The sequence below is a fragment of the Methanoplanus endosymbiosus genome, from assembly GCF_024662215.1.
In the GTDB taxonomy this organism is placed as follows: domain Archaea; phylum Halobacteriota; class Methanomicrobia; order Methanomicrobiales; family Methanomicrobiaceae; genus Methanoplanus; species Methanoplanus endosymbiosus.
In genome coordinates this window covers 2,220,577-2,244,083 of sequence record NZ_CP096115.1, presented here as the reverse complement: position 1 = coordinate 2,244,083, position 23,507 = coordinate 2,220,577, and the positions used below count along the sequence as shown (strand labels likewise).

Annotated in this window: 21 protein-coding genes and 1 pseudogene; 6 read left to right on the top strand and 16 right to left on the bottom strand. The window is 33.6% G+C overall.

Going from position 1 to position 23,507, the window contains the following annotated elements; translation table 11 throughout:
- Window positions 1–502: 502 nt before the first annotated feature.
- The 6 genes and pseudogenes from L6E24_RS09965 to L6E24_RS09940 form a co-directional block, all read right to left on the bottom strand.
- Window positions 503–1,198, bottom strand: a complete 696-nt coding sequence (locus tag L6E24_RS09965) for a methyltransferase domain-containing protein (protein WP_257741838.1) — start codon at window positions 1,196–1,198, stop codon at window positions 503–505.
- Between the two features lie 15 nt (window positions 1,199–1,213).
- Window positions 1,214–1,390, bottom strand: a complete 177-nt coding sequence (locus L6E24_RS09960) for a hypothetical protein (RefSeq protein WP_257741837.1) — start codon at window positions 1,388–1,390, stop codon at window positions 1,214–1,216.
- Entirely contained in the window at window positions 1,387–1,944 is a 558-nt protein-coding gene (locus tag L6E24_RS09955) for a class I SAM-dependent methyltransferase (RefSeq protein WP_257741836.1), read from the bottom strand. Before L6E24_RS09955 ends, L6E24_RS09960 begins: the two co-directional genes overlap by 4 nt.
- Before the next feature lie 151 nt (window positions 1,945–2,095).
- Window positions 2,096–2,383, bottom strand: a pseudogene (locus tag L6E24_RS09950) (DUF4277 domain-containing protein); the annotation flags it as partial.
- A gap of 139 nt (window positions 2,384–2,522) precedes the next feature.
- On the bottom strand, window positions 2,523–3,023 hold the full coding sequence (locus tag L6E24_RS09945) for a hypothetical protein (RefSeq protein WP_257741834.1): 501 nt from the start codon (window positions 3,021–3,023) through the stop codon (window positions 2,523–2,525).
- On the bottom strand, window positions 3,004–4,200 hold the full coding sequence (locus L6E24_RS09940; protein ID WP_257741833.1) for an IS1634 family transposase: 1,197 nt from the start codon (window positions 4,198–4,200) through the stop codon (window positions 3,004–3,006). Before L6E24_RS09940 ends, L6E24_RS09945 begins: the two co-directional genes overlap by 20 nt.
- Before the next feature lie 147 nt (window positions 4,201–4,347).
- Here L6E24_RS09940 and L6E24_RS09935 point away from each other — a divergent pair, with 147 nt between their 5' ends.
- The gene (locus L6E24_RS09935; RefSeq protein ID WP_257741832.1) at window positions 4,348–4,506 is read left to right on the top strand and encodes a DUF2080 family transposase-associated protein; all 159 of its coding nucleotides are present in this window, start codon (window positions 4,348–4,350) and stop codon (window positions 4,504–4,506) included.
- A 227-nt stretch (window positions 4,507–4,733) separates the two neighbouring features.
- Here L6E24_RS09935 and L6E24_RS09930 read toward each other — a convergent pair whose 3' ends face one another.
- A complete protein-coding gene (locus L6E24_RS09930; protein WP_257741831.1) occupies window positions 4,734–5,582 on the bottom strand; it encodes an N-acetylneuraminate synthase family protein in 849 nt (282 codons plus the stop codon).
- 628 nt (window positions 5,583–6,210) lie between these two features.
- Here L6E24_RS09930 and L6E24_RS09925 point away from each other — a divergent pair.
- From L6E24_RS09925 to L6E24_RS09905, 5 genes are all read left to right on the top strand, one after another.
- Complete coding sequence (locus tag L6E24_RS09925; RefSeq protein ID WP_257741830.1) at window positions 6,211–7,002, top strand: cytidylyltransferase domain-containing protein; 792 nt, start codon at window positions 6,211–6,213, stop codon at window positions 7,000–7,002.
- A gap of 173 nt (window positions 7,003–7,175) precedes the next feature.
- Window positions 7,176–7,877 (top strand): B12-binding domain-containing radical SAM protein, encoded by a 702-nt coding sequence (locus tag L6E24_RS09920; protein ID WP_257741829.1) that lies wholly within the window; start codon window positions 7,176–7,178, stop codon window positions 7,875–7,877.
- Between the two features lie 52 nt (window positions 7,878–7,929).
- The gene (locus tag L6E24_RS09915) at window positions 7,930–9,711 is read left to right on the top strand and encodes an IS66 family transposase (protein WP_257741680.1); all 1,782 of its coding nucleotides are present in this window, start codon (window positions 7,930–7,932) and stop codon (window positions 9,709–9,711) included.
- Between the two features lie 69 nt (window positions 9,712–9,780).
- The gene (locus tag L6E24_RS09910; protein ID WP_257741828.1) at window positions 9,781–10,509 is read left to right on the top strand and encodes a B12-binding domain-containing radical SAM protein; all 729 of its coding nucleotides are present in this window, start codon (window positions 9,781–9,783) and stop codon (window positions 10,507–10,509) included.
- Between the two features lie 21 nt (window positions 10,510–10,530).
- Window positions 10,531–11,076: a KdsC family phosphatase gene (locus L6E24_RS09905; protein WP_257741827.1), complete on the top strand. Its 546-nt coding sequence runs from the start codon at window positions 10,531–10,533 to the stop codon at window positions 11,074–11,076.
- A 30-nt stretch (window positions 11,077–11,106) separates the two neighbouring features.
- Here the strand turns inward: L6E24_RS09905 and L6E24_RS09900 are convergent, their stop codons facing one another.
- The 9 genes from L6E24_RS09900 to L6E24_RS09860 all read right to left on the bottom strand — a co-directional run bounded on the left by L6E24_RS09900 (window position 11,107) and on the right by L6E24_RS09860 (window position 23,211).
- Window positions 11,107–12,978, bottom strand: a complete 1,872-nt coding sequence (locus L6E24_RS09900; protein ID WP_257741826.1) for a hypothetical protein — start codon at window positions 12,976–12,978, stop codon at window positions 11,107–11,109.
- A gap of 60 nt (window positions 12,979–13,038) precedes the next feature.
- Window positions 13,039–14,958 carry a glycosyltransferase family protein gene (locus L6E24_RS09895; RefSeq protein ID WP_257741825.1) on the bottom strand — a complete coding sequence of 640 codons (1,920 nt, stop codon included), beginning with the start codon at window positions 14,956–14,958 and terminating at the stop codon, window positions 13,039–13,041.
- Between the two features lie 378 nt (window positions 14,959–15,336).
- Window positions 15,337–16,494, bottom strand: a complete 1,158-nt coding sequence (locus L6E24_RS09890; RefSeq protein ID WP_257741824.1) for a transposase — start codon at window positions 16,492–16,494, stop codon at window positions 15,337–15,339.
- 1,041 nt (window positions 16,495–17,535) lie between these two features.
- Window positions 17,536–18,909, bottom strand: coding sequence for an IS701 family transposase (locus L6E24_RS09885; protein WP_257741823.1), 1,374 nt, complete (start codon window positions 18,907–18,909; stop codon window positions 17,536–17,538).
- Between the two features lie 175 nt (window positions 18,910–19,084).
- Window positions 19,085–20,098, bottom strand: coding sequence for a glycosyltransferase family 2 protein (locus L6E24_RS09880; protein ID WP_257741822.1), 1,014 nt, complete (start codon window positions 20,096–20,098; stop codon window positions 19,085–19,087).
- Window positions 20,099–20,992, bottom strand: a complete 894-nt coding sequence (locus L6E24_RS09875) for an SDR family oxidoreductase (protein WP_257741821.1) — start codon at window positions 20,990–20,992, stop codon at window positions 20,099–20,101.
- A gap of 1 nt (window position 20,993) precedes the next feature.
- Complete coding sequence (locus L6E24_RS09870; protein ID WP_257741820.1) at window positions 20,994–21,443, bottom strand: dTDP-4-dehydrorhamnose 3,5-epimerase family protein; 450 nt, start codon at window positions 21,441–21,443, stop codon at window positions 20,994–20,996.
- Complete coding sequence (locus tag L6E24_RS09865; RefSeq protein ID WP_257741819.1) at window positions 21,440–22,441, bottom strand: GDP-mannose 4,6-dehydratase; 1,002 nt, start codon at window positions 22,439–22,441, stop codon at window positions 21,440–21,442. Before L6E24_RS09865 ends, L6E24_RS09870 begins: the two co-directional genes overlap by 4 nt.
- Entirely contained in the window at window positions 22,420–23,211 is a 792-nt protein-coding gene (locus L6E24_RS09860) for a sugar phosphate nucleotidyltransferase (RefSeq protein ID WP_257741818.1), read from the bottom strand. The genes L6E24_RS09865 and L6E24_RS09860 overlap by 22 nt, the downstream gene beginning before the upstream one ends.
- Between the last annotated feature and the right edge of the window lie 296 nt (window positions 23,212–23,507).

Genomic DNA, 23,507 nt, shown 5'->3' with positions numbered 1-23,507 from the left:
TTAGATTTCAGAGTGGGTTATGTGTTTCCGGGAATGCAGGTTACAAGATCTTATGCGGATGACTATAATACAATTCTCTGAAGCTCCCATCCGTAGACATTCTTACCGGCACTTTCTGAAAAATCAGTGATGACTGATCATTTTTATGCATAGATTAGTTTTTCAGCTGATCTAAGCTGACATTGTCTGTTTCAGATGTCATATCACTGAAAAATACGACTGTGCCTTCTTACCCAAAACTTAATGCTAATCCTTATCTTGACAGGAAATATTTTCTCAAAAGAAAAGGACAGGATGAGAAGACAAACACCATGGTTCCAAACAAAATAATCTTATTTTGCTCTGCCGCCCGTTAACGGGTAGTGGAATGCGTGAGCGTACTGCGGTGAAAGTCGCACCGGTGCGTTCTTGGAAGACGGGGTGGTAGTAATCCCGCCCTGTTATTCGACTTACTGTTCAGGGTCAGACGGAACTGGTGTCCAAATGAAACGGAATATACACCTTACTTACTTTTTTTTGCAATTACAATCCAATCAACAGGATTTTCCCATTCTTTCTGGTCATCCATATTATAAACAGTTAATTTCAAAAAATACATCGTCAATGTCAAAATAGCTATTTTTAGTTTTGTACATTTTACATTTGGTTGAAAAAGAGTAGTTAATAAAATATTCCATGCATTGTAAAAACTATTCGTTGTTGGTTCAATCTGGATAATTTCAAATCCATTTTTTAATAGTAAATATATTAGACCATATTTTGTAAATCTCCAAAAATCATACGGTGATTCATGAATACGATAAGAATGGGGAACTGAGATAATCAATTTACCATCAAGCATTAATACTCTGTTGAACTCTTGAATTATCTCTGATGTTTCAGGGATATGTTCTAATACCTGGAAACAAATCAATGCTTCAAAATAATTATCTTTAAATGGTAATTTACGGGCATCACCCCATATGTCAGGTAATTTTATGTCAACAGGGTGATCTTCTGTGTTTGAAGGATATTCTAATCCAATATAAGACGAAGAGCTGAATAATTTATGATATTTTTTGTCACCGCAACCAACATCCAATATTTTATTGCAATTTAAGAGTTTACTTTTTTTAAGAACCTGTTCTATTTTTTTTGTACTGACATATGTTGGGTTCAACATAATATGATCAAATATTTTTTTAACCTTTTGTATCATCCCAATTCCTCCTCATTATTTTATGATTTCATTAAATATTTCACATTCAAATCCATCTTTTTCTAGATAACCCGAAAGGTAAAGAAAATAAAAAGGCATGTATTCGCTTGTTACATTTGTTGGAGAGACGATGAAAGAAATGTCTAATTTTTTCTTATTAATATCAAGTTCTTTTTTTTCAACTTTTTTCATATTTTACCCAGTTTAATAGTTTTAAGATAAAATGTTAATTCATCTAAGGGGACCAGATGACTTAGATGATGCTCATAAAACACCGGATATTTGTCACAAAAGTATTTCAGTATTGAATGGATGGGATGTCGCAAATTCTTTGGGTATAAATTTTCGTCAAAAATTATTTTTTTTGTTTCAAACATAAATTCAGAATAATTAAAAAGTGTGTGATGTGAATGCTCAGGATCGAAATATGTGAAGGATTCTACAGTGAAAAAATGCCGATGGGTAGGATCGATGAATGCATACCTAGATCGAAAATATGGAACTTTAATAATAATTGATGCACCACTTTTACTGATACGATGTAACTCCTCCATCACTTTTATTGGATTATCAAGATGTTCAATCACATTATCAGCATATATTTCATCAAAAGTAGATTCCTCAAACGGATAAGGAAAAATATTAAGATCATGAATTATATCTGCATCAGTATTAGGATTTATATCAATTCCAATCATACCTTCTTTCTTTCTATTCCCACAACCCAAATCCAATGTTTTTTTCATAGATCGTAATAGTAATATGTCATATTAACAAATAGAGATTTTCCTAGGATTTTAGATTTCGCACCCTTGGGGAAATCAGCAGGATAATTATTGAATAATGTTAGAAAAAATAGGGGTCACAATTAAATTGCAACAATTATATGATGTCGTCGAATAAGGACACAGGATTACTCCTGCGCCCTCTTCCAAGCACAAAACGGTTAAGATCCCATCTTCCGTCTTTTGGGTACCCCTTCGTAATATTGATAGTATTGTCAGAATTACGATTATATTTGCCATAAACACTGAAATTGGTAGTGTCAACATGGATCAGTTTAGCTGCAAATTCATCATTGATTAAAGATTTAACTACAATTTCATTGAATAATTTGGTCACACCATATTCGTAAACTGCATCAAGAGTACGGCCAATAACATCATCATTTAACTTGGATTCCCGAAAATTCCTAACGAGCCATTTTTAAAATGGCCGTATCACATTTTAAATTATAGTCCAGTACCTATGGTTTATTAAATCTTACTTTCCGCACATCTCATTTCGCTAAAAAAAGAATTACCTAAGTTTCAGAAAAAAGGAGTCAATAATATTGAGAATATGTTAAGTGGGGCATATTAAGAAGGTCTAAGATGGTAATTTGTATGTCGTTTAGTTTTGGATTGAATGTTTTGACTAATGTTCCGTCATTAGTGAGATGCTGGCACTTCATGTCATCAAATAAGCTCAGTACTCTATCTGTAGTAGGTGAAGCACATTGCCGCTTTTCGGGATAAATCGGAATTGATTCCATCCCTGATTTTTTCATATTTATCCTTATTTCGCGCTCAATTAATGACTGAACCAGATGTGCAACGAAATAAATGAACAAAAGTGCCTCAATACGGGTAATATTTTTCAGGAAGATGGGCGCTACTCCATATACAGTCTTAAGTTGTTCATGACGTTTCTCAATTTTTGGTTGATATTTATATTTCTCCAGGATCTCCCCGTGAGTCATCTCTTTACAATTTGTGATTAGAGGAAACATACCATCGCTACGTGCATCAGTTTTGACGTTTACGTCATTGATTTTCCATTTCACTTGGTACTGGACTTTTAGTATTAGCTACATATTTGGTATCTTTCGTTGGCCGTCCTCTCTTTTCCTGTTTATAGGATATTTTGCTTATTTCATCTATTTCCACATCAATCCAGCGCTTTGTGCCTGTTGCTTCTATAATAGTCTCTACTTCTTGTGATACTGCCTGTTTTGTTTTCAGGCGGCATCGCTTACTTTCTAATCTCTTTTGCAATTCCTCAAGTTCCAAAATACTTTTATCTATCCTTTTTTGCCGGCGATTTTGGTCAATTTCTTCTTTTTTGGAATTCCATGCCCACACAATTCTAAATCCCTCTTTTGAGCATATGGGCGATTCTACCATTTTCCACGTAATGGTTTGTCCTTTCTTATCCCTTGGATTCTGAACCTTACAAATTTCATCCCATGAGACCTTATTTTCGGCAACATGATCCCTAAACCATTTTTCCTCAGACCTTGTTTTCGGCAGAATGGTGATAAAGAATCCTCCCTCTTTATCGATATGCTTCATTGTTTCAGTAACACACAATTTACTGTCCGCCACGTAAATAAACTCAGTATCCCCTTTGATTTTCCTAAGCGTATCCCAAGTATCAATATGTGTTGTATCGTCCGTTCGATTACCATCGTAATTTTTATAGTGTATAGGTATAGCTCCGTCAGACGAAACAGTTAGATCAAATACAAGCTGCTTAAGATCAGGTCTGTGATCTTTGTTATGCCCATGGGTAATGTTAAGTGTTGATTTCCCACGCTGGTCTTCCCCGTTTGCATCTTCATAGTTACCATAGAAAGTTATTGAGGTTGAATCATTGTGAAACTGATCCATTTCGATATCGAATTTACGAACTGCTTTTAAGACAATTTCAGTCATAAGACTGGCTCTGTCGGCATCAAATAGCTTTTCAAGTGCCCTACCAACCCTGTCATCATTGATGTAATCAACCTGTTCCGAATTAAGATGAAAAAGTTGTGGTGCAAATGGATCCACCCAGTCTTTGAAATTATAAAGTGCCAGTCGTCCCGCAATTATATTTCTTAATACGATGCCAATTGAGATATGTGGCATAATATGATTACTTGGATCTGCATGAGGCATTGCACATTTCAAAATATCGTCAAGTTCAAGTTTATCAATAAAATAATTGATAATTGGTAGCGCATCAAGCTTTTCAGGCATTAAATCGAGTAAATCCTCATTATTCACTGCTTTTCACCAAACCCAAAAGTAAACTGTACCCAGTATCTCAAATCCAGGTGGGGAATCAACATATCCTATATATTTCGATCACAAAGTATTTAGGGATATCCATAGATATATTTAAGTGTGAGAAAAGTAGATGTTGTTGAGAAGAATTTCACCTTACAGGAAGAAGTAGAAGTAGTTTATGAAAAGAAAGTTACACCGTTTGGCAACTCTGCTAAAGTCGATGTACCAAAAAAATACAGAGGCTGGAGAGCATATGTCATTGTTGTAAAGGAATGATCATATTCTCACAACCAAATTATACAAGTGAGAATATTGTTTGCCAGAGTTAGGTTAAAACGGCATGAAATGTTTCAAATTAAAAGTGCTGATTTGACAAAACCAAACTAAATGGCCCTATTTTGATTTAAAGCGAAAATTTTCATTTAGTTCAGAATAAATTATGCTAAAACGTTTTTTAGATCTGCGGAAAGTAAGATACAACACTTTAATCAGGAAAAAAAGTATCAGGAAATTCGTAATTTTTCCCGAATAGGTATTTCACTGGGAGTTACAACCTTGTCAGAAGAACCAAGCATATTCCATATTTCATTTGCCCTTTTTTTAAGCAGATCCATTGCGTGAACTTCCAGACTTGATTTTTGATCAGTCCCCCACAGATTGTGCGAAATAGTAATATGCCGTTCAATTACCTGAGCTCCCAAGGCCACTGCAATAACTGTTGGTTCCAAATCATATTCATGTCCAGAATAACCAATTATACAATCGTATCTCTTTTTTAGCACAGGGATAAGATTCAGATTTAATTCAGAATTGGGTGTAGGATAACTGGAATTTGTATGCATCAAAACAGGTTTTGCTCCATGTTTTGTAATTAAATTTATAGCTGTGTCGATTTCCTCAAATGTAGACATTCCCGTTGAAACTATAAGGGGAATATCAGTCTGGGCTGCCTCTTTTAACAGCTCAAGATTTGTAAGCAGAGCAGAAGGTATTTTGATAAATGGTACATCATAATTTATTGTAAACTGCAAGCTATCCAAATCCCATACTGACGTTGTCCAGTTAAGAGGTTTTTCTTTGCAGTACTTATTGATATAATCATATTCGGTTTTCCCAAATTCAACTTTATATTTATAGTCAAGATAGGTCATCTTACCCCAGGGAGTATCACGAATTACATTTTTTTGTTTTTCCGGAACACAGACATCGGGATTTCTCTTTTGGAATTTGACGCAATCCCAGCCACATGCAAAAACGGCGTCCATTAGTTTTTTGGCAATTTGAAGATCACCATTATGATTAATGCCAATTTCTCCAATAAAATATGGGCTTTCTAAGTTTTCAAAATCCATGTAATATTAATCATCTCTTAAACTATTTTAGAATAAAGGATATTAACAAATTCAGTATTTCTCTAAAACCCCCATCACCCGATACACTCTACATAAGTTCTGAATTTTAACTTATTACTGATCCATTCATCTGTATATTACGTCTGAATTAAACACCTTTTCCGTCTGACACTGAACACCCTTTCCGGCAACATTGAATAGATTATGAAGCTGAAAATAATAATATCTCCATAGTAGTTTTCCCCACCTAAATTTACAGACAATTGGCAACAAATTAGGCTTATTTTTATAATTCACCCTAATTTGGATCATTTGCGCATATGATAACAGATCACAGAATAATCTCTCGCCTGCTGAAAATACCCGCGAGTGTATTCTTGAAGCAGGCCATCACTCAAGCGCAAGCCCTGAGGCCAGAGCGCGTTCGCGAAGCGAACTGCGCAAGGGTTTTGCCAAATATATTATGAGGTTTGATTTTAAGTGTTCACTCCATGTGGAAGGAGTGTTCAGTTTTGACGGACTTGGACAGAAAAAATAACTAATATAACATAACTAATACAAATTACTAAATAATTATATCCGCCATCGAGTATGATAGAGATAATATCAAAAAAAGGAAACTACAACAATGAACGATTCAAAACAATTTACCAAAGAGAATATTCCTGTATTCATCACTGCCCGTGTCGGTTCAACACGCCTGCCTGGAAAACATCTGTTGCCTATATGTGGTAAACCAATTATTGAACAGATGATAACAAGGGTAAAAAATTCGCATAAATCAAAATTATTTGTAATTTGTACCACTGTACTTCCGGAGGATGATGTTTTCGAGGAAATTGCTCGTCGCTGTAGCATCAAAATTTTTAGAGGTCACCCTACTGATATACTTCAAAGGTGGCTGGATACAGCAGATCATTTCAAAGCAGACTCTTTTATCAGCGCTGAAGCTGATGATGTTTTTTGTGACCCGGAATATATTGATCTAATTGTGCATGAATTACAGACAAGTGAATATGACTATATTACCTGTAAAGGATTACCTTTCGGTGTAACTCCGACAGGTATCAGAGTTTCCGCTCTCAGGAAAATATGCGAAATTAAGGATGTTGATGACACACAGGGTCAGGAAAGATTTTTTACTAAAACTGGATTGTTTAATGTTAAGAATATTCAGGTCAAGAACGTGGAATTAAATCAGCCGGATCTAAGAATGACTTTGGACTATCAGGAGGATTATGAATTTTTTAGTACTGTTTTTGATCATCTTTATACGGAAGGGGGATTTTTTTCCTTAAGGGAAATTCTCCGGCTTCTCAAGGCCCATCCGGAAATTGTCCTGATAAATGAAAAAATGCAGGAAAAATACAGTCAACGTTATAATAACCTTTATGGATCAGTAAAATTAAAGGATAAATAATTATAAAAATGTAGGCTTTTATTGTCTATTTAGTAGAATAAAGTAATTTTGTAATGATAATGAAAAGAATTTCATATTAATTAAATTAGTTCTAATTACAAATACTTTATTGTAGGAATTAATAATCTCAAAAATTTAATAGTTTAGATTAAAAATATCGGAAGAGGTGAGTGATGAAGGGTAAAATTCTGTTTATTGTACATGATGTCTATCAAAAAGATAATTATTTTCCATCCGGTGTAGGATATATGGCTGCATGTTTAAAAGCCAATGGCTATGAAGTTAGTGTTTATTGTCAGGATATTTATCATTACACAAATGAGGAATTAGCTGAATATCTAAAAAAAGAGAGTTTTGATATTATCGGGCTTGGTTTTCTGGCAGCACGATTTAAAGAAACGGTAGTCGAATTATGTAAAACAATAAATTCACATAAGAAAGATGCCTGGCTTGTCCTTGGAGGACATGGCCCTTCTGCAATTCCTGAATATATTTTAAAAACCACCAGCGCTGATATTGTAGCTATTGGTGAAGGTGAAGAGACCCTCGTTGATCTTGTCAACTGTAAAGTGAATAACGGGGATATTTCAAAAATTCAGGGAGTTGCCTATAATATCAATGGAAAGATCAGTATTAATGAGCGAAGGAAACCAATCAGAAAACTGGACACAATTCCATTTCCTGAATGGTCCTTATTTCCTATGGATGAGTATACAACCTGTTTAAAATTTTATGGAATGAATCCTAAAGATAAATCAATTCCCATCATTACAAGTCGTGGTTGTACTAATCGTTGCAACTTTTGTTACCGTCTTGAAAAAGGAATTAGGTTCCGGAGTATTACAAATGTGTATCATATCCATAATGTGAGGTAATGTGATAATGGATAATAATTTGTACTTATAAATTCAAAATATAGAATACATTATGTCAAATGGTATCTTCAAAGAATTAGAATCCGTAATAACTCCTGATCGGATAGATAATTCTCCGGATAAAGACATAATATATTTGCTCATCTCAGCCTTTGAGGAACTATCTGCAAAATACGATAAATTATATGAAGAGCATCTTCAACTCAGAGATGATTACAATCATCTAATTGGTGAACAGGGTAGGCCGGAAGCCGCAAAAAAAGGAAAAAGAAAAGGGGGTTCTGGCAATAAAAATCATTCTACTGAGGAGGAACGCTCAAAAAAAGAGAAATCAGATCAAAATAATCCAAATAAAGGCAGAGGAAAACGTAATCATAAAATCGAAATCCATGAAGAAAAGATCTGGTACTCTGACAAAAATAAACTTCCGAAAGATGCAGTTTTTAAAGGCTTTTCTGAATTAATCATACAGGACATTGAAATTCGTCCGAGAAATACAAAGTTTTTACTTGAAAAATATTATTCCCCTTCAGAAGGAAGATATCTCTTAACTGATCGACCTCAAGGATATGGTGGAGAATTTGGTCCTGGAATAAAGGCACTTATTATTGAATGCAAAGCAATTTGTGGAATGAGTGAAAATGGAATTAGAGCCTTTTTAAATAACCATGGTATCTTTATAGCCCAATCTACAATCTCAAGGAAATTAACTGAAAAGAATGAGGTTTTAGATAAAGAATCGGAAGATATACTAAAAGAAGGAATAAAGTCCTCCGATTACCTCCAGACAGATACAACTGGAGCTAATGTAAATGGCACTCAATATAATACACATATCTTTTCAAACCATAATTTCACAGCATTTAGAACTTCTCCAAAAAAGGATAGAATTAGCATAGTTAAGCACATTATGGAAGTTTTAGAACCCAAGTACCTATTCAATGAGTTTGCCTTTGAACATTTATCCAATCTTAGAACCGCAAAAAAATGGATCAAAAAACTTAGAGAAAATATTTACAACTCTTGCTTTAGTGAATTTGAATTAGAAAATAGTTTGGTTGAGTTATTTGGTCAAGAAGGATTTAAAACGCTTAAAAAGCGAGTTACTGAGGCTGGATTGATTGCTTATTACAGATCACAGAAAGATTACCCAGTTCCAAAAATTCTTCTTACAGATGATGCACCCCAATACGACAATATCACTGAAGAACACCAGTTATGTTGGGTTCATGAAGCCAGACACTATAAAAAATTAAAACCTAAAACTGCTGTAATGAGAAAAGTCCATGAAGATTTCATGGATCGGTTTTGGGCATTTTACAGAGAGATGAGAGCATATAAAGACAATCCATCTCCAGAGTGGGCATTAAAAATTAGAAAGGACTTTGATGAGTTATTTAACAGCGAGACTGAATATAAAGAGTTGAACCTAAGAATTGAGAAGACACACCGGAATAAAGACTTCTTACTCACATTCTTAGATCACCCTCACGTCCCTCTTCATAATAATGATGCTGAGCTTGGAGCACGAGCACAGGTCAGACATCGTGATATAAGCTTATTTACAAGAAATGAGAAAGGAACAAATGTTGTAGACAGAAATTTAACAATTGTTAAAACTGCTAAGAAGTTGGACATAAATCCCTTTGATCATATAGCCGGTTTGATCATAAATGGTCATAGACAAAAATCACTTGCTGAGATAATAGCATGCAAAAACCAGAAAGCAACCTTGGATGATCTTAAAATAGAGGGTAAAAATTCAGTTGCTACAAAAGAGGACCTTTCAAATGTACCGGTAGGTCAACACAGATACATTTCATCCAACTTATAAAAATTCATTTTTAACCTATTTCTCCGATTTTGGATATGATACACAAATGTTATAGATGAGATCAAAATTTTGAATGAAAAATATGGTGTCAGTTTTTTTGCAATGAACGATGAGTTATTTCTCTCCTCAAAAAAGCGACTCTTTGAATTTAAGGAATCTCTGGAACAAAATGATTTAAGCATCAAATATGAATGCCAAGCAAGAGTTGACATTTTTGATGATGAAATAGCTCAGTGTTTGAAGGATTCCGGGTGTACATTTGTAAATTTTGGAATGGAATCAGCAGATCAGAATGTCTTAGACTTAATGAATAAACGAACTACGGTAAAGCAAAATACTGATGCTGCTAAAATAGCAAGGAAACATAACATAGCATATGGACTGAATATCTTATGGGGTAATTTAGGAGATACAGAAAAATCTTTAAAAGAAGATTTGCAGTTAATAAAGGATTATAATGTGTACTCTCAATTAAGAACGATTAAACCGCCTACTCCTTATCCTGGCTGTGATTTATATTATGAAGCAATTAACCGGAATCTTCTAAAAGGCCCCGATGATTTTTTCAATAAATTCAAAAATATTGATTTAATGCTTGTAAATTTTACGGATATTCCTGAAGAGAAATTTTATTCACTCCTGTTTGAGGCAAATAAAGAGTTGATCTATGATCATTTCGAGAAAACAGAAGGAGATAAAAAAGAAGCAGAAGAGATGATTCAGACATACCATGACCTCTATTTCAAAGGAGATGTTTCATTCAGAGGTGCACGCCATTACGACAAAATTACTTATTAATATCCGGATATTTAGGAGGAGATGGATTTGAACAGTATTCCTGAAAAAAAAGGAAGAGTAGATCAATCAAGAAAATGTTTTTTGGATAATAATAAAATTATGATGGTAATTACAGATGTAGATGGTGTTCTTACTGATGGATCCATGTATTATTCCGAAAACGGTGAACTTTTGAAGTGTTTCAGTACAAGAGACGGAATGGGCTTTGAACTACTGAGAATGAATAATATAATTCCAGTTATTATTACCAAAGAGAACAGTAGGATTGTTCTGAGCCGAGCCGCAAAAATCAGTGTTGAAGAAGTTCATGTTGGCATAACAGACAAACTATTAAAAGGACTCGAAATTATGAACAAATATGACATCAAGGCCCAAAATGTAGCATTTATTGGGGATGACATCAATGATCTTTCATTACTTGAAGTTGTTGGATTTCCATGCTGCCCCGATGATGCTGAAGACCTTGTTAAAAACAAGGTCAAATATATTTGTGAACGCAAAGGCGGGCATGGAGCGTTCAGAGAATTAGTAAATATGATTATCTGGTCAAATGAAAGCAAAAACTGAGTTACTAAAAATATAGAGCCTTTATTTTTTTTATTCTTTACCATTAACAAGAGAACGACACATTATTCGAAATCGTTCAACAACCTGACCATCAAATAGGTACCCGTGCTCTTCTCGTATTAATTCAAGGGTATTATCATCAAGGTAGTGATCATCCTTAATAACAGAACGTATATTCTTGTAAAAATGTTCATAATTAAACGCTACAAGAAGGTCAGAGTATTTTGCATATACATTTTCTGGATAATGATACACATCATAATAAAGAACTCTTTTTCCTGCAACAAGGGATTCAAGTCCAACGGTTGTTGTTCCAATAACCAATGTTAAATCTGAAACCAAAATGAGCTTGTATATCCATAAATCCTTATCAACAATGACTCGTTCATGACCTTGAATTATTTCATTCAATTCATGATCAGACAATTCATCACTTGCAGGTTTTATAATACGTAAATAATCAGAAAATTCATCGGTTGCCATAAGTGCTTCGGAGTAATATTTTTTTAATAATTGTTTAGTAAAACAGGAGTCAATATTATTTCCACTATAAGTTCCAACTATTAAAAGGATCTTGTAATTCTTTTTGATCTCTTTATATATCTGTGGGAAATATCCTTTTTGAGATAAGAAAAATGTCTTATCAAGACCATAAATCCCTGCTCCAATTATTTCTGTATGTGTAGATTTAAAGCCAGAATTATTGAAATTCTTGTAAAAAGTCCCATAAATTGCATATTTATCAAATAATAAATAGGTAGATGTTTCTATTCCAGGAATAGTATAGTCTCCATGCATAAATCCTATAGAATGTGATTTGTTTTTCCATGCAACAAGTGTTCGCACAATATGAACCGAAGAATATTCATCCCTCGACATAAAAACATGTATTTGATAATTGGAATAAAAAATTTCAGATTCGACTGTTATTTTTATTACAGCAAGGCAGGGGATCAGTAAAAAGGTTTTTTTACTTGTTTTTATCAGATTAAAGCAAAACCCAGCAAGTTGTTTAATAAACATACCCATCAAGATACGTGATCTAAAAAATTGAAATGGAATTTTTTGTTGATTCCAGACCGTTGATGGGTAATGGTATCTTTGAAATAAATTTTTGGTTTTCTTATCAGTTAAAGAACTTCTAAAAACGTGCAATATTTTTGCCGGATTAAAATCATTCCTGTTGTAAATAAAAAATTCATGATACGGTCTTTTCCAGTCAATGCCATAACTATAACTATCAATTGCATAGGTATATTTTTTTTTAGAAATTTTTCTAAATGTTATGCCCTTAAATAAAAAAAAACAAGATAGTAAAAACAGCATGAGAGGAAAAATAAAAAGAGAGCCAATGATTTTAATGTCACCAAAAAATTTTAGCAAATATGTATAGACTATTGGTATCTGAGGATCATGAAGCAGTTGATTTTTTTCTGATAAAAAATTATTAATATTTTCTGAATCGTAGGGTAAAAACACTATATTATCAGATTTATTTGCAATTTTTTTTAAAAATACAAATGTTTTGATTCTTTTCTCAGTATATCGATTATATAGCTCTTTTTTAATAGCGAGAGAATACCGTGCATCTCCACAAAAATTTAATGTTGAATTTAAAAAAATATTCATATTGTTTTTACCGAAAAGAGTGTCATTTGCATAGAGGCCAGTTTCCTCCTTAATTTCACAATATGACCCTAAAAAATCGTTAAAGTTCAGTCGGATAAATTTTTTTTCTAATCTCGATGAAATTAAATGCAGGTTCGCATAAAGGAAATCGAGAACATGACTTCTATGAATATAATAAGCAATTGGATGTTCTTTATTTAGAAAAATATAATAGAAAATGGATGTGAAAACATCCAATTGCTCAATAACAATAACTTTTTCTTTTAATTTCATAATATCTCATCTTACAATCAATATAAATAATATTTTAAGTAAATATCAATAGTTAATATTTTATTTTATATTTATTAAATCTCCAATTTTTTGAACAGCTTTTTCTGCGCTGTTAAGTCTGGATATATCTGTCCCATACTTTAAAATAAAATCTGTATTTGAATAATTTACTGAAGGATTCGGTGAAATCCGATCAGTTATATATTTATTTAGGTCTGTAATTAATGTTTCAATATCCTCATATACATATGTACGTTTTTTTAGGGATTCAATTGCCTCACTATCAACATGGGAGAATCCATTATAGGCAAACACTGGAATATTTGAAGTAAGAATTTGAAGAATGCCAGTTGTGATATGATCAATTATAATTAGATCTGCGACATCCAAGAGTTCAGGAATTGTTTTTTCTGAAGAAATAATCTGAATATTTTTATATTTCCCATCATTAGCATAGCTATTCAAAGGTTCTTTACTATGATGAGTAGGATGTAATTTAATTATTATATTTATTTCTGTAAATAACCTTGCGAGATCTATTATTTGCTTTTGAAAAATCCAGAGGTTATCATCAAATCCTATAGGATTGAAAGGGTGTGAGATGAAAACAAAATTTTCTTCGTAATGTGTTGTTATATAAACAATATTTTTTATTTTTCCTCTATGGGAATTAGTTCTAATTTTATCATAATAATTATCTAATGAACTTGAACCCACTGGTAAAAATACCGGAGTATTGAATAACCCTAATTTTTGGGATGTCTCAATATATTTTAGTGCTACTTTTTTTGAAAATACAAAGTGTATATCTGAATTGAAAAACTCTATGAATGGAATCATTGGCCAAAATGCATATCCCCCACCCCCATGCTGCCATGACACAACAGGTATCTTTGCATCCCGTGCTGCCTGTACAATAGCATGACTTATTGCAAACTCTCTTGTTGAGAGGAGAAGGCATTTTATTTTTTTACGTTGAATTAATTTATTAGCACAATAATATGATAATATGGATTCTTTGATTGAAATTTCAATAATTTGTGAGAACCTATTAAAAAAAAATGCCGAAACATCTATTCCTAAAATATCACTAAATTCCTGCATTTGAGGGTGTGACTTACAAATCAATGCAATTTGATCTTCATAATCAGGTATCACTATGTGTTCTTGATCTAAAGATTCATCAGTAATACGATATATTGGGTGTATACCACGACGATAAAATTCAGTAAGCGAATCTTCCCAATTATATCCAAAATTATATATCAACACAGGTGTGTGGTGCCACAGTCTTAAGGAATGAAAACAGGCTTTACATGTTTCTATAAAGCCCTCTCTTTTGAATATTAATCCCAAATTGAATAATGTATCATATTTTTTCAAAAAAACAGATAAGCATCTTTTTTTTGAAGAATTACATCCCTCATCTGTCACATTGACATTCGATATATTTGTATGAATTATTTTTATTGGGATTTGCCACCCTTTCATGAGTAATACTTCTGCATATATAGATTCATCATTAGAAAAAGCATATCTACCAATAAACTTTTTTGAGATTTTTGATGTGTATAGATAAATACAATCAGGTTTTTCTATATCTATAATCTTTTTTAGTTTTATTATTGTAGTCCATAAACCATCAAATAAAAATTTCAAATTAAATATTGAATAATGAACTGGGTGCAATGTAGGAATCTTATGGAGCTGAATAATTTCCTCTTCAAAAATTGCACATATGCGTTCAATTCTTTTGAAATTTTGTAACCCTTGATTGGAACATTCTTGATAACATTTGATGTCATCTTTACAATAATCAATGATTGTTCGATATTTGAAATTACATTGATCATATGCATATGATGCTTGCGGATTCAGAGAAACATACGTAATTATATCGACATTTATTGAAGAATCTCTTATAATAGACGATATACTGTCAGAATCCTCAAGAAATACTAATTTTTTAATATAGATCACTCCAGATGGTTGTATCACAATATTTGAATGAATGCTTATATAAATTCAGTACTTTAAATTAAGTGCTCGATTAATATTTAAAATTGATGAATATTGTTTTAAAAATGTCTTACTGTATACCCCTAAATTGAATATTATATCCAAATGTCCTGCATTTCAAATTTGAGGGATAAAAATGTATTTTGTAAACCGATTTTGGTTAACACCATTTTATCCCACTTGAACCACAACACACTGCTTCATATTTCATGAATAAATGTCTGAATAAATGAGTTTGAATCGAAATTATACCGTTTCCAGTAAAGATATTGTAAAATTTAAAATAGCTACCGCTAAACCTGGCCATCTGCATACTCAATTCATGAAGATGTCTGAATATCAGCTTATGGCAATTTCATTAAGGCTCAATAAATGGAAATGCTCCCAAGCCTCTTTAATTAAGATAGTGATAAAATGGTGCAAGGGAAATCGATCTCTATAAATTACCTTTGGTCCCCTCTGAAGTTTTGCAAATCTCTTCCATTTGATTGAAACCCAATGGTTCTGTATTATAAAAGAGATTAAAAAATAATAAAACCTAACTACCGGATCCTTAGTGGATGTCCTTGCACCACTTTTATTAGCAAGGACATATGTGGACTCAATGGCAAATCTGTGTTTATACAATCTTCTAATCGATTTTGGAGATTTACATACCTTATAAACTACAAATGCTCGATGAAGTACACCATTTTTGCCTTTCTTTCCCATTTGATAGACAATACAGTCAACTATTTCTATCTCCAATGGGAACTTTGATTTTGAATTTAGGGTGTGTTTAAAGGATTTTGATTTTTTACCTTTTAGATTCTTTTTGAGTTCCTCACCATGTTGCTTCACCGGCATGAGGTGTGGGACATCTGATTCTTTTAGGTAGCTAAAGATTTTACCAGTGTAGAACTCCCTGTCTAACATTAAACATTTTATTTTCAGACCTAAACTCCGAATTAACTCAACACATGTTTTTATTCCATCTAAATTATTATCATTATCTTTCCAGGGAATAACAAGAAGGGTGAGGTGCTTATCCTGGTCCACAATCGATAAAGTCATGTAAGCAAAGAACTTGGTTGTCGATGCTTTCTTCTTGTTGCGTATAATATTAGGATCTTCTTCTTCGTCTTTAACCCCATAATATGGCTTGAGGGTTTTATCAATAGCAAAATTGTAAGCCCTGCCTTCTATAATTATGCCTTCCCCTGCCAATAAAAGTATTTTAGAGGAATCTGATTCTAATTTCTCCATGTCAATATTATGTAAATATTTCAGACAGGTTGTATGGGATGGCAAACCATCTGTCATTTTTACAAGTCCTGAAATCGAATTTTTAGAACATGCCGCTGCTATTGTTCCTCTTACAATTGTTTTTGAATCATAATATCTGCCATCTGGAAAGGAGATATGATCCTCAATAATATCACAGATCAATTCAAGTTTTCCAAGCTTCAGTCCTGTATCTGACTGGATTTTGCTGTTTTTTTGACCAAATATTGCCACAAGGATGATGTTTTGGAGGCAATATATATCTATTGATTGGCAATTGGTACATCAAAAAAACAAGATCATATTGAACATTTGTCTGATTCAGATTGTGCAAACATTCCACGGCACGCAGCAGAGGTTTTGACACAATATAATATTGAGAAGTACTTAACTATTTGAGTTTAGGCAGAAAACTCCGGGGTCTTATGTGATGAAATTTGCGGAATCTTTAAAGTACTGAAATTGGAGTCTGAGGATTTAATTTTACCTAGGAGGCTGTCCGAAAACAGGGAGTCTGTCCTGTTAACCCCAATCCTATCAGGACAGAATTATTCTGATATTTTGAAAATTACTGATTATCTCTGCAATCTCTGTTTTGATAAAAATCTTCTGTGAATTTTGACATTATTTTCAGAGATGAATTAAAATATGCTTCAAAATCCTTAAATAAATTTACAGCTCACGCTATGTTCGATGCTAATCCGGAGTGTATCAACTAATCAGTAATAGTTGCAAAACTCAGGATTTTTAATACCACACTGTAGACGTGAAAGATCCAGCAATTGGAAGCAGACAAAATTCAGTATGGCATTAAATTCCCTGCTATCTTCCCAATATCCTTTAACGTCAAATTTGACTGTACTTTTTATGTGTGAGTGTTTTCTTTCGCAATCTCCACGATTTTTCATTTTATTTTCAAAATCAGGGTCGTTCATGTTTTTTTCTCAAAAACTTACCTACAAGTTCTGCATAACCATTTTCATAGAGAAACTTCAGTTTATTTGGAAGTGAATCATGAATATTTCCTCCAATTTTCCACATTTTATTTATCTCTACAATGTCACTTTAGACAGAATAAAGTTGTCATTTATTCATATTTAGGGTTTTGACAGTCATTTTTGTTCTAAAATGAATCTAATTTAAATTAAAAATAATATTGCATTAATTGGTGCACCACAATATTACATTAGAAAGGCACATATCATGGAAAAACAAAATAATATATCGAAGCTGTAAGCTATACTAAATGTATATAGGGTGGTTTAGACTATGGCTTCAACTTACATTTGTTGTGCACTTTTTCTTCGATTTTGACAATTTTGTTCTCTCTTGGTTTATACAATTTCGCACTATAATATGGGCAACTTTTTCACTCGTAATAGGATTCAAAGGGTATTTACATCGTATTATGAGTCTCATGTGATAAATTGTGAGTTCAAATTCTGTTTTACTCGCTAAATTTTTGAAATCAAGCCATAAATAGAACATAGCAAGAATTACAAGTGCTATATGATGATGCCATCCCCTCCAACCTCTAACCTGATAATCATCCATTTTTGCAAGATCCACAGCATCCTGGAAAGAGCGCTCAATCCAGTACCTCGAAGCCTGCATTTCTGCTAATTTCTTCAAAGAAGTGATTGTAACATCATTACAAAATGAATATTTGTGCACTATTTTGTTATTTTCATCCAATTCCCTACGAACAAGAAGAAGGACTGGGAGAGCTCTGTTTTCTTTGCCATCTATCCTCCAAACCTTTCTCATAATAAATTCTTCTTCAAGAAGACCTTTCGTAGAGTCTCTAATCTCAATTTTTTGCCAATCATCAGCCAATTTTGCAATTTTTGAGATGTGGATTGGTGAGGTGTTGAGTACTCTAATTCTGGTTGGCATTCTCCCTCTTTTGCCTTTCCTCGGTGGAATTCCATATTTTGGCTCTTCAAGATAAACACGATTTGCTGATTTAACTGAGGCCATGTATGTTATTCCCATCTTTTCGAGTTTTGTTAGCAGCTGCGGAATACCTCCATAAAATCCATCCATACAAACAAAACTAAACTTAACACCTTCTTCTATTGCTCGAATTATTAATTCAAGGCATAATTCTCCTTTAGTTTTGAAAATTCTGTATTCCTGAGGGATCCCCGCTTTGTCACATCGTTCAGAGTCATCACACCATTCTTTAGGGAGATAAAGCTTAAAATCAAGAATTATTCTTTTTGCTGCCTTAACATAGCATGAATAAACTCCTACCTGGCAGTTATCAACTTTGCCCGTATTCCCAGAATATTGCCTTTTTACTCCAACTGAATGTTTTCCTTTCTTTTTTGAACCTTTCTCATCAATGACTAATGCACCGTTTTTCCCAACAAAATCGTTAACATTTGAATAAATCCAATGTGTTATCTTAGAATGATCCCACGGCGAATTTGAGAGAAAATGAGAAAAGGCCTGATTATCTCTTTCGCTTGTCCAATCAGAGATCTTTGTAAGGTTAGATCTACTTTCAATTGTAAAAAGACCTTTAATACAGTCTATACCAATTGGAAATAGATTATTAGTCTTTGTTTTAAAAAAGTCAATAAAAACCTCTGATTTAGGTAACTGTCCCAAGTTTGATCGAAAAGTACGAATCCTTTTTGTCAAACTAATTTTATTGCGCAGCCTTCCATTTGTACACAAGCACATAATATATATTTTAAAGTATTTATTGTTTATTATTTACAGTTTTGGATGTGGGTGATTATTTAATTTGACATTGTAGAATTATATCATAAATCTATATATGGACAGACTCTCGCTTAATTTTACTAACTCAAGTTTAATATAAATCTGCCTTTTTCCCCATTATTTTTATTGCAATATGTCGTATAGTTGAAAAATGAATTCCCAAAAAAATTAAAAATATAAATAACAAATAATAAATTTTTATTACCCATGACTTTAACGAGTATGCTACAATCAGCGACCATGCTGTCTGAGCAATACCTACAAAAATACCAGATTGGTAATTATCCATATTATCAGATCTAATAAAGCCTGCAAATATACAGTCACCAATAAATCTTCTCAATGACAGATTGAGCTCAGACGAATAATCCACAACTTCACTTCCCAACTCTCCTACAAGCCTTGTATAAATCTCCAATGTATCCATATAACCCAGAGGAGTTGAAAACAAGAGCCTGTATGATTCTGAGTGCTTTCCAATCCTATAGTTTACCCATGCATCACTGATATAACCAATATCAAAAACACGCGATACCCTCAGCCATTGATAATAATCTGATGAATATGGATATTCAAGAGAAAATTTTCCAATCTCCTCATAAAGCCCCCTCCTTACCATAACCGAAGGACATGATATGAAACATCTCTCCGAAAGAAGCCTCCTGAAACCTTCGGGTGACTTAAATACAATATCCTTGTCAGAGTACTGGTTTTCCTTAATATTATCATCACCGATAATACACGAAGATGTCGAAGTAAGCCATACATCAGGATGCTCCTTAAAAAAACAGACACATTTTTCTGTAAAATCTTTGTCTATGTAATCATCAGAATGAAGAATGTGAAGAAAAGAGCCATTATAAAGATCAATGCATCTGTTAAAATTTCCGAACAGTCCTAAATTTTCTTCGTTTTTAACAAATTTTAGCCTAGAATCGTCAAACGAAGCGACAAATTCCTCAATATTATCTGTTGAAGCATTGTCAACAACAATAACTTCTATGTTTTGATATGTCTGAGAAAGAGCACTTTCTATTGCCTTTCCAACCATTCCTGCACGGTTAAATGTCGGGATACATATTGAAACAAGAGGGCTTTCACTCATTTAAACACCAGGAATATCAGGATTCTCTTTAATTTCATCATACAAAGAATCAATCATCTCTGAAATACCTGGAACCCTATATGAAAGAGTGAATTGTATTTTCATGGAAGATACTGTACCATTACCCGGCCTTTTAACTGCAAAACTGTCTGCAACAGCTGGTTCTAGATATTTTAAATTAAACCCAAAACGTTCCATTATCATTAGGTTAAAATCATACTTGCTTATATCCTCATTAGAACCTATGTTAAAAACGCCTGAGACATCACCCTCTATTGATAACCCGATAATCTCCGCAACAACATCTATTGAAACAGGGTTGAAAAACTGATCTGCGGGAGAACGCATAACTTTTTTATCATGCACCATCTCAATGAGTTGCATAAAATAATTTTTTGTTTTTATCTTAAGTGGCATATACCCAAAGATGACTGAAGGTCTGAAAATAATATAATCATTCAGGGGATTTACGTAACTTTCAGCTTCAATCTTGGTTTGAATATAATGATTGGTAGCTGTGATTTTGCAGGATTCATCACAATTTCCTTTTTTTGTATTGTATACAGCATATGTTGAGAAATATATAAATTTACAATCGGGAAACATTTCCACAAGATTTTTGGTGGAAATCACATTTGCAGCATAACAATCATCCTTATTCCTCTCACAAATATCTGTTTTTGCCATTGCTGCAAGATGTATAACAACGTCAGGTGAAAAATGCTGCCCCATATTTTTTACGGATTCTAAATCTGTCAGATCAGCAACAAAATCCACAGATTCACCGGAACTTCTGCCAGTTCCTTTAACCTCATAATTTCCGGAATTCTTTAAAGCATGATAAATTTTAAACCCTGCAAATCCTGTAACACCGGTAATTAATATTTTTTTCATGTCACCCGTGCCTTATATCCCAGTCATAACCAATTTCATCATCAAAGGGATCGATTCTTTCAATTTCATCCGGGTCGTGGGCAGTTGTCGCACAGTTTGCAACTATTGCCTTCTCATCACCTATTGCCTTAAAACCGTTTACAACATGGGGAGGAACCTTTGCAAGCACGTAGTTATTCTCACCCATGAAAATCTCCTGAATCTCTCCGAATGTCGATGAATCTTCCCGTGCATCATATAAAACAAGCTTGATATTGCCGGAGACAACTGCATAATTCAACTCCATTACCCTGTGAACATGCCAACCTTTGATAGCATTTGGAAAAATCTGGGAGAAATATATCTCACCAAATCCATTAAAGTGCGAGTCTGTGCATTTCAGCATATGCCTGACTGCACCTCTCTCGTCCAAAAAAGTTGCGAGAGGAATGATTTCAACTCCTTCTATCATTTTAATACCTCTTTGTACCACTGAATTGTCTGCTTTAAGCCATTTTCAAGACTGTGCTTCGGATACCAGTTTAAAATTTCTTCAGCCTTTTTTATGGAAAGATACTGGTCCTGAATCTCATTTCTGCTTGTATTCTGAATAACAGGCTTCAAATTTGATTTCATAATGCCGCTTATCTTTTCAATAAATTCAAGTGCGGAGAATTTTTCACCACTGCTGAAATTAAATGCCTCACCTGCAAGACCGCCGCTGCTTACCTTCTCTGCCATCGTGAGATATGCATCAACGGCATCTGCAACATAGAAGTACTCTCTGACAGGAGTCCCGTCACTTCTAATTTCAGGAGCCTTATTTTCAATAATATTTCTGATCGTCCCGGGAACAATACGGTTAAAATTGAGATCTCCAGGGCCGTAGATATTGCCCATCCTTGCAATACATACAGGAATACCATAGGATTTTCCGTAAGCCTGCGCAATCAGGTCAGTGCAGCTCTTGGAAACATCATACGGATGCTCACCACACAGAGCCATATCCTCTGTATATGGGAGTATAGTGCTTGCACCATATGCCTTATCAGAAGATGCAACACAGACTGCCTTTATGTCATCCGAATACTGGTTTAGAATACGTACAGCCTCTAAAAGATTCCAAGTCCCCTCTATATTTGCTTTAAATGTAGTCAGAGGAGAACGGTTTCCCACCTGAACAATTGTCTGGGCTCCCAGATGAAACACATATTCTATTTCATATTCTGCAAGTGTCCTTAAAATTAAGTTGTAATCCTCAAGTTCCCCTCTTACAAGTTTAACAGATGATTCACCGTATAGCCATTTTCCAAGCAGACCTGACTTTGGCACCCAGTCACGAACGAGTGCAACAACCTCAGCATCGTATTTCTCAAGTGTATTTACAAGATTAAGACCAACAACACCGGTTGCACCTGTAACAAGCACCCTTTTTCCCGACCAGAATCTTAGTCGTTCCATATCTTCCATTTGGGATCCACCTTCCATATCTCATTTAATTCTTCGTAATCCTTGTATGTATCCATTGCATGCCAAAATCCGTCGTGAATATAAAACCCGAGTTTTCCGTCATCGGCAATTTTTTGTAATGTCTCTTCAAACATCACGTCTTCATCTTCATTTATGTAATCAAATATTTCTTTTTCAAGAACCATGAAGCCTACGTTTATATATTCATCCATCTGGGGTTTTTCCCTGAAACTATCAACAAAATCCTCATTTAATTTGACAATTCCATATTTTGAATAGGGACGTGTAATTGTTATTGTTGCAATTATCCCATGCTTTTCCTTTAAGATTTTATGTCTTTTTAAAAGGCTTTCAAGATTAATATCAGCTACCCCATCGCCGTATGTTGCCATAAAGGTTTCAGATTTTATGTATTCCCTGCAAATATGAAGTCTTTTTGCAGTTTTAGATTCAATACCTGTCTGAACAAATGAGATATCCCAATCGTCTTTTGCAGGTGGAATTTTTATATCGGATAATTTTACACATAAGTTTTGAGTGAGATTATATTGGTTTAAGAAGTAGTCTACAATCATCTCGCCTTTGTAGCCAAGTGTCAAAACAAATTTATTGAAATTATTGTGGGCATAGATTTTCATTATGTGCCAGAGAATTGGATATTCACCAAGCTCGATTAAGGGTTTTGGCATTTCTCTTGTTTTTTCACTTAGGCGTGTCCCTCTGCCTCCGCAAAAAAGAACGATATCGTAATTATTTTTTTCCGGATTCATTTACTTTTTATTTGTTGTTAGTGTATAAAAAAAATTGTCATTTTTGGTACTTACTAAAAAAATGTTCAAAGTTACCCTTGACTGATTAGGCAATACCTATTAGAGTCATTATTCCGGTTTGGAAAAGCCTGACCTATGAAACTCCCTATTTATTTATGAATTAAATTGGAATAATTAAACTAAATTTGATTGCGCTGTAACTTTTTTTCGATTTCAACTGATTATTTCCCATAAGGTGTGGGATTTTTGATAGGATTTACGCAGTACCCCTTCAAAAAAAATTTCGCGCATTTTTT

Excerpts from the sequence above, each read along its gene's own strand:
- L6E24_RS09965 (WP_257741838.1), bottom strand. The coding sequence starts at position 1,198 with ATGATACAAAAGGTTAAAAAAATATTTGATCATATTATGTTGAACCCA.
- L6E24_RS09960 (WP_257741837.1), bottom strand. The coding sequence starts at position 1,390 with ATGAAAAAAGTTGAAAAAAAAGAACTTGATATTAATAAGAAAAAATTA.
- L6E24_RS09955 (WP_257741836.1), bottom strand. The coding sequence starts at position 1,944 with ATGAAAAAAACATTGGATTTGGGTTGTGGGAATAGAAAGAAAGAAGGT.
- L6E24_RS09940 (WP_257741833.1), bottom strand. The coding sequence starts at position 4,200 with ATGCCTGAAAAGCTTGATGCGCTACCAATTATCAATTATTTTATTGAT.
- L6E24_RS09930 (WP_257741831.1), bottom strand. The coding sequence starts at position 5,582 with ATGGATTTTGAAAACTTAGAAAGCCCATATTTTATTGGAGAAATTGGC.
- L6E24_RS09925 (WP_257741830.1), top strand. The coding sequence starts at position 6,211 with ATGAACGATTCAAAACAATTTACCAAAGAGAATATTCCTGTATTCATC.
- L6E24_RS09920 (WP_257741829.1), top strand. The coding sequence starts at position 7,176 with ATGAAGGGTAAAATTCTGTTTATTGTACATGATGTCTATCAAAAAGAT.
- L6E24_RS09915 (WP_257741680.1), top strand. The coding sequence starts at position 7,930 with ATGTCAAATGGTATCTTCAAAGAATTAGAATCCGTAATAACTCCTGAT.
- L6E24_RS09905 (WP_257741827.1), top strand. The coding sequence starts at position 10,531 with ATGGATTTGAACAGTATTCCTGAAAAAAAAGGAAGAGTAGATCAATCA.
- L6E24_RS09900 (WP_257741826.1), bottom strand. The coding sequence starts at position 12,978 with ATGAAATTAAAAGAAAAAGTTATTGTTATTGAGCAATTGGATGTTTTC.
- L6E24_RS09880 (WP_257741822.1), bottom strand. The coding sequence starts at position 20,098 with ATGAGTGAAAGCCCTCTTGTTTCAATATGTATCCCGACATTTAACCGT.
- L6E24_RS09875 (WP_257741821.1), bottom strand. The coding sequence starts at position 20,992 with ATGAAAAAAATATTAATTACCGGTGTTACAGGATTTGCAGGGTTTAAA.
- L6E24_RS09870 (WP_257741820.1), bottom strand. The coding sequence starts at position 21,443 with ATGATAGAAGGAGTTGAAATCATTCCTCTCGCAACTTTTTTGGACGAG.
- L6E24_RS09865 (WP_257741819.1), bottom strand. The coding sequence starts at position 22,441 with ATGGAAGATATGGAACGACTAAGATTCTGGTCGGGAAAAAGGGTGCTT.
- L6E24_RS09860 (WP_257741818.1), bottom strand. The coding sequence starts at position 23,211 with ATGAATCCGGAAAAAAATAATTACGATATCGTTCTTTTTTGCGGAGGC.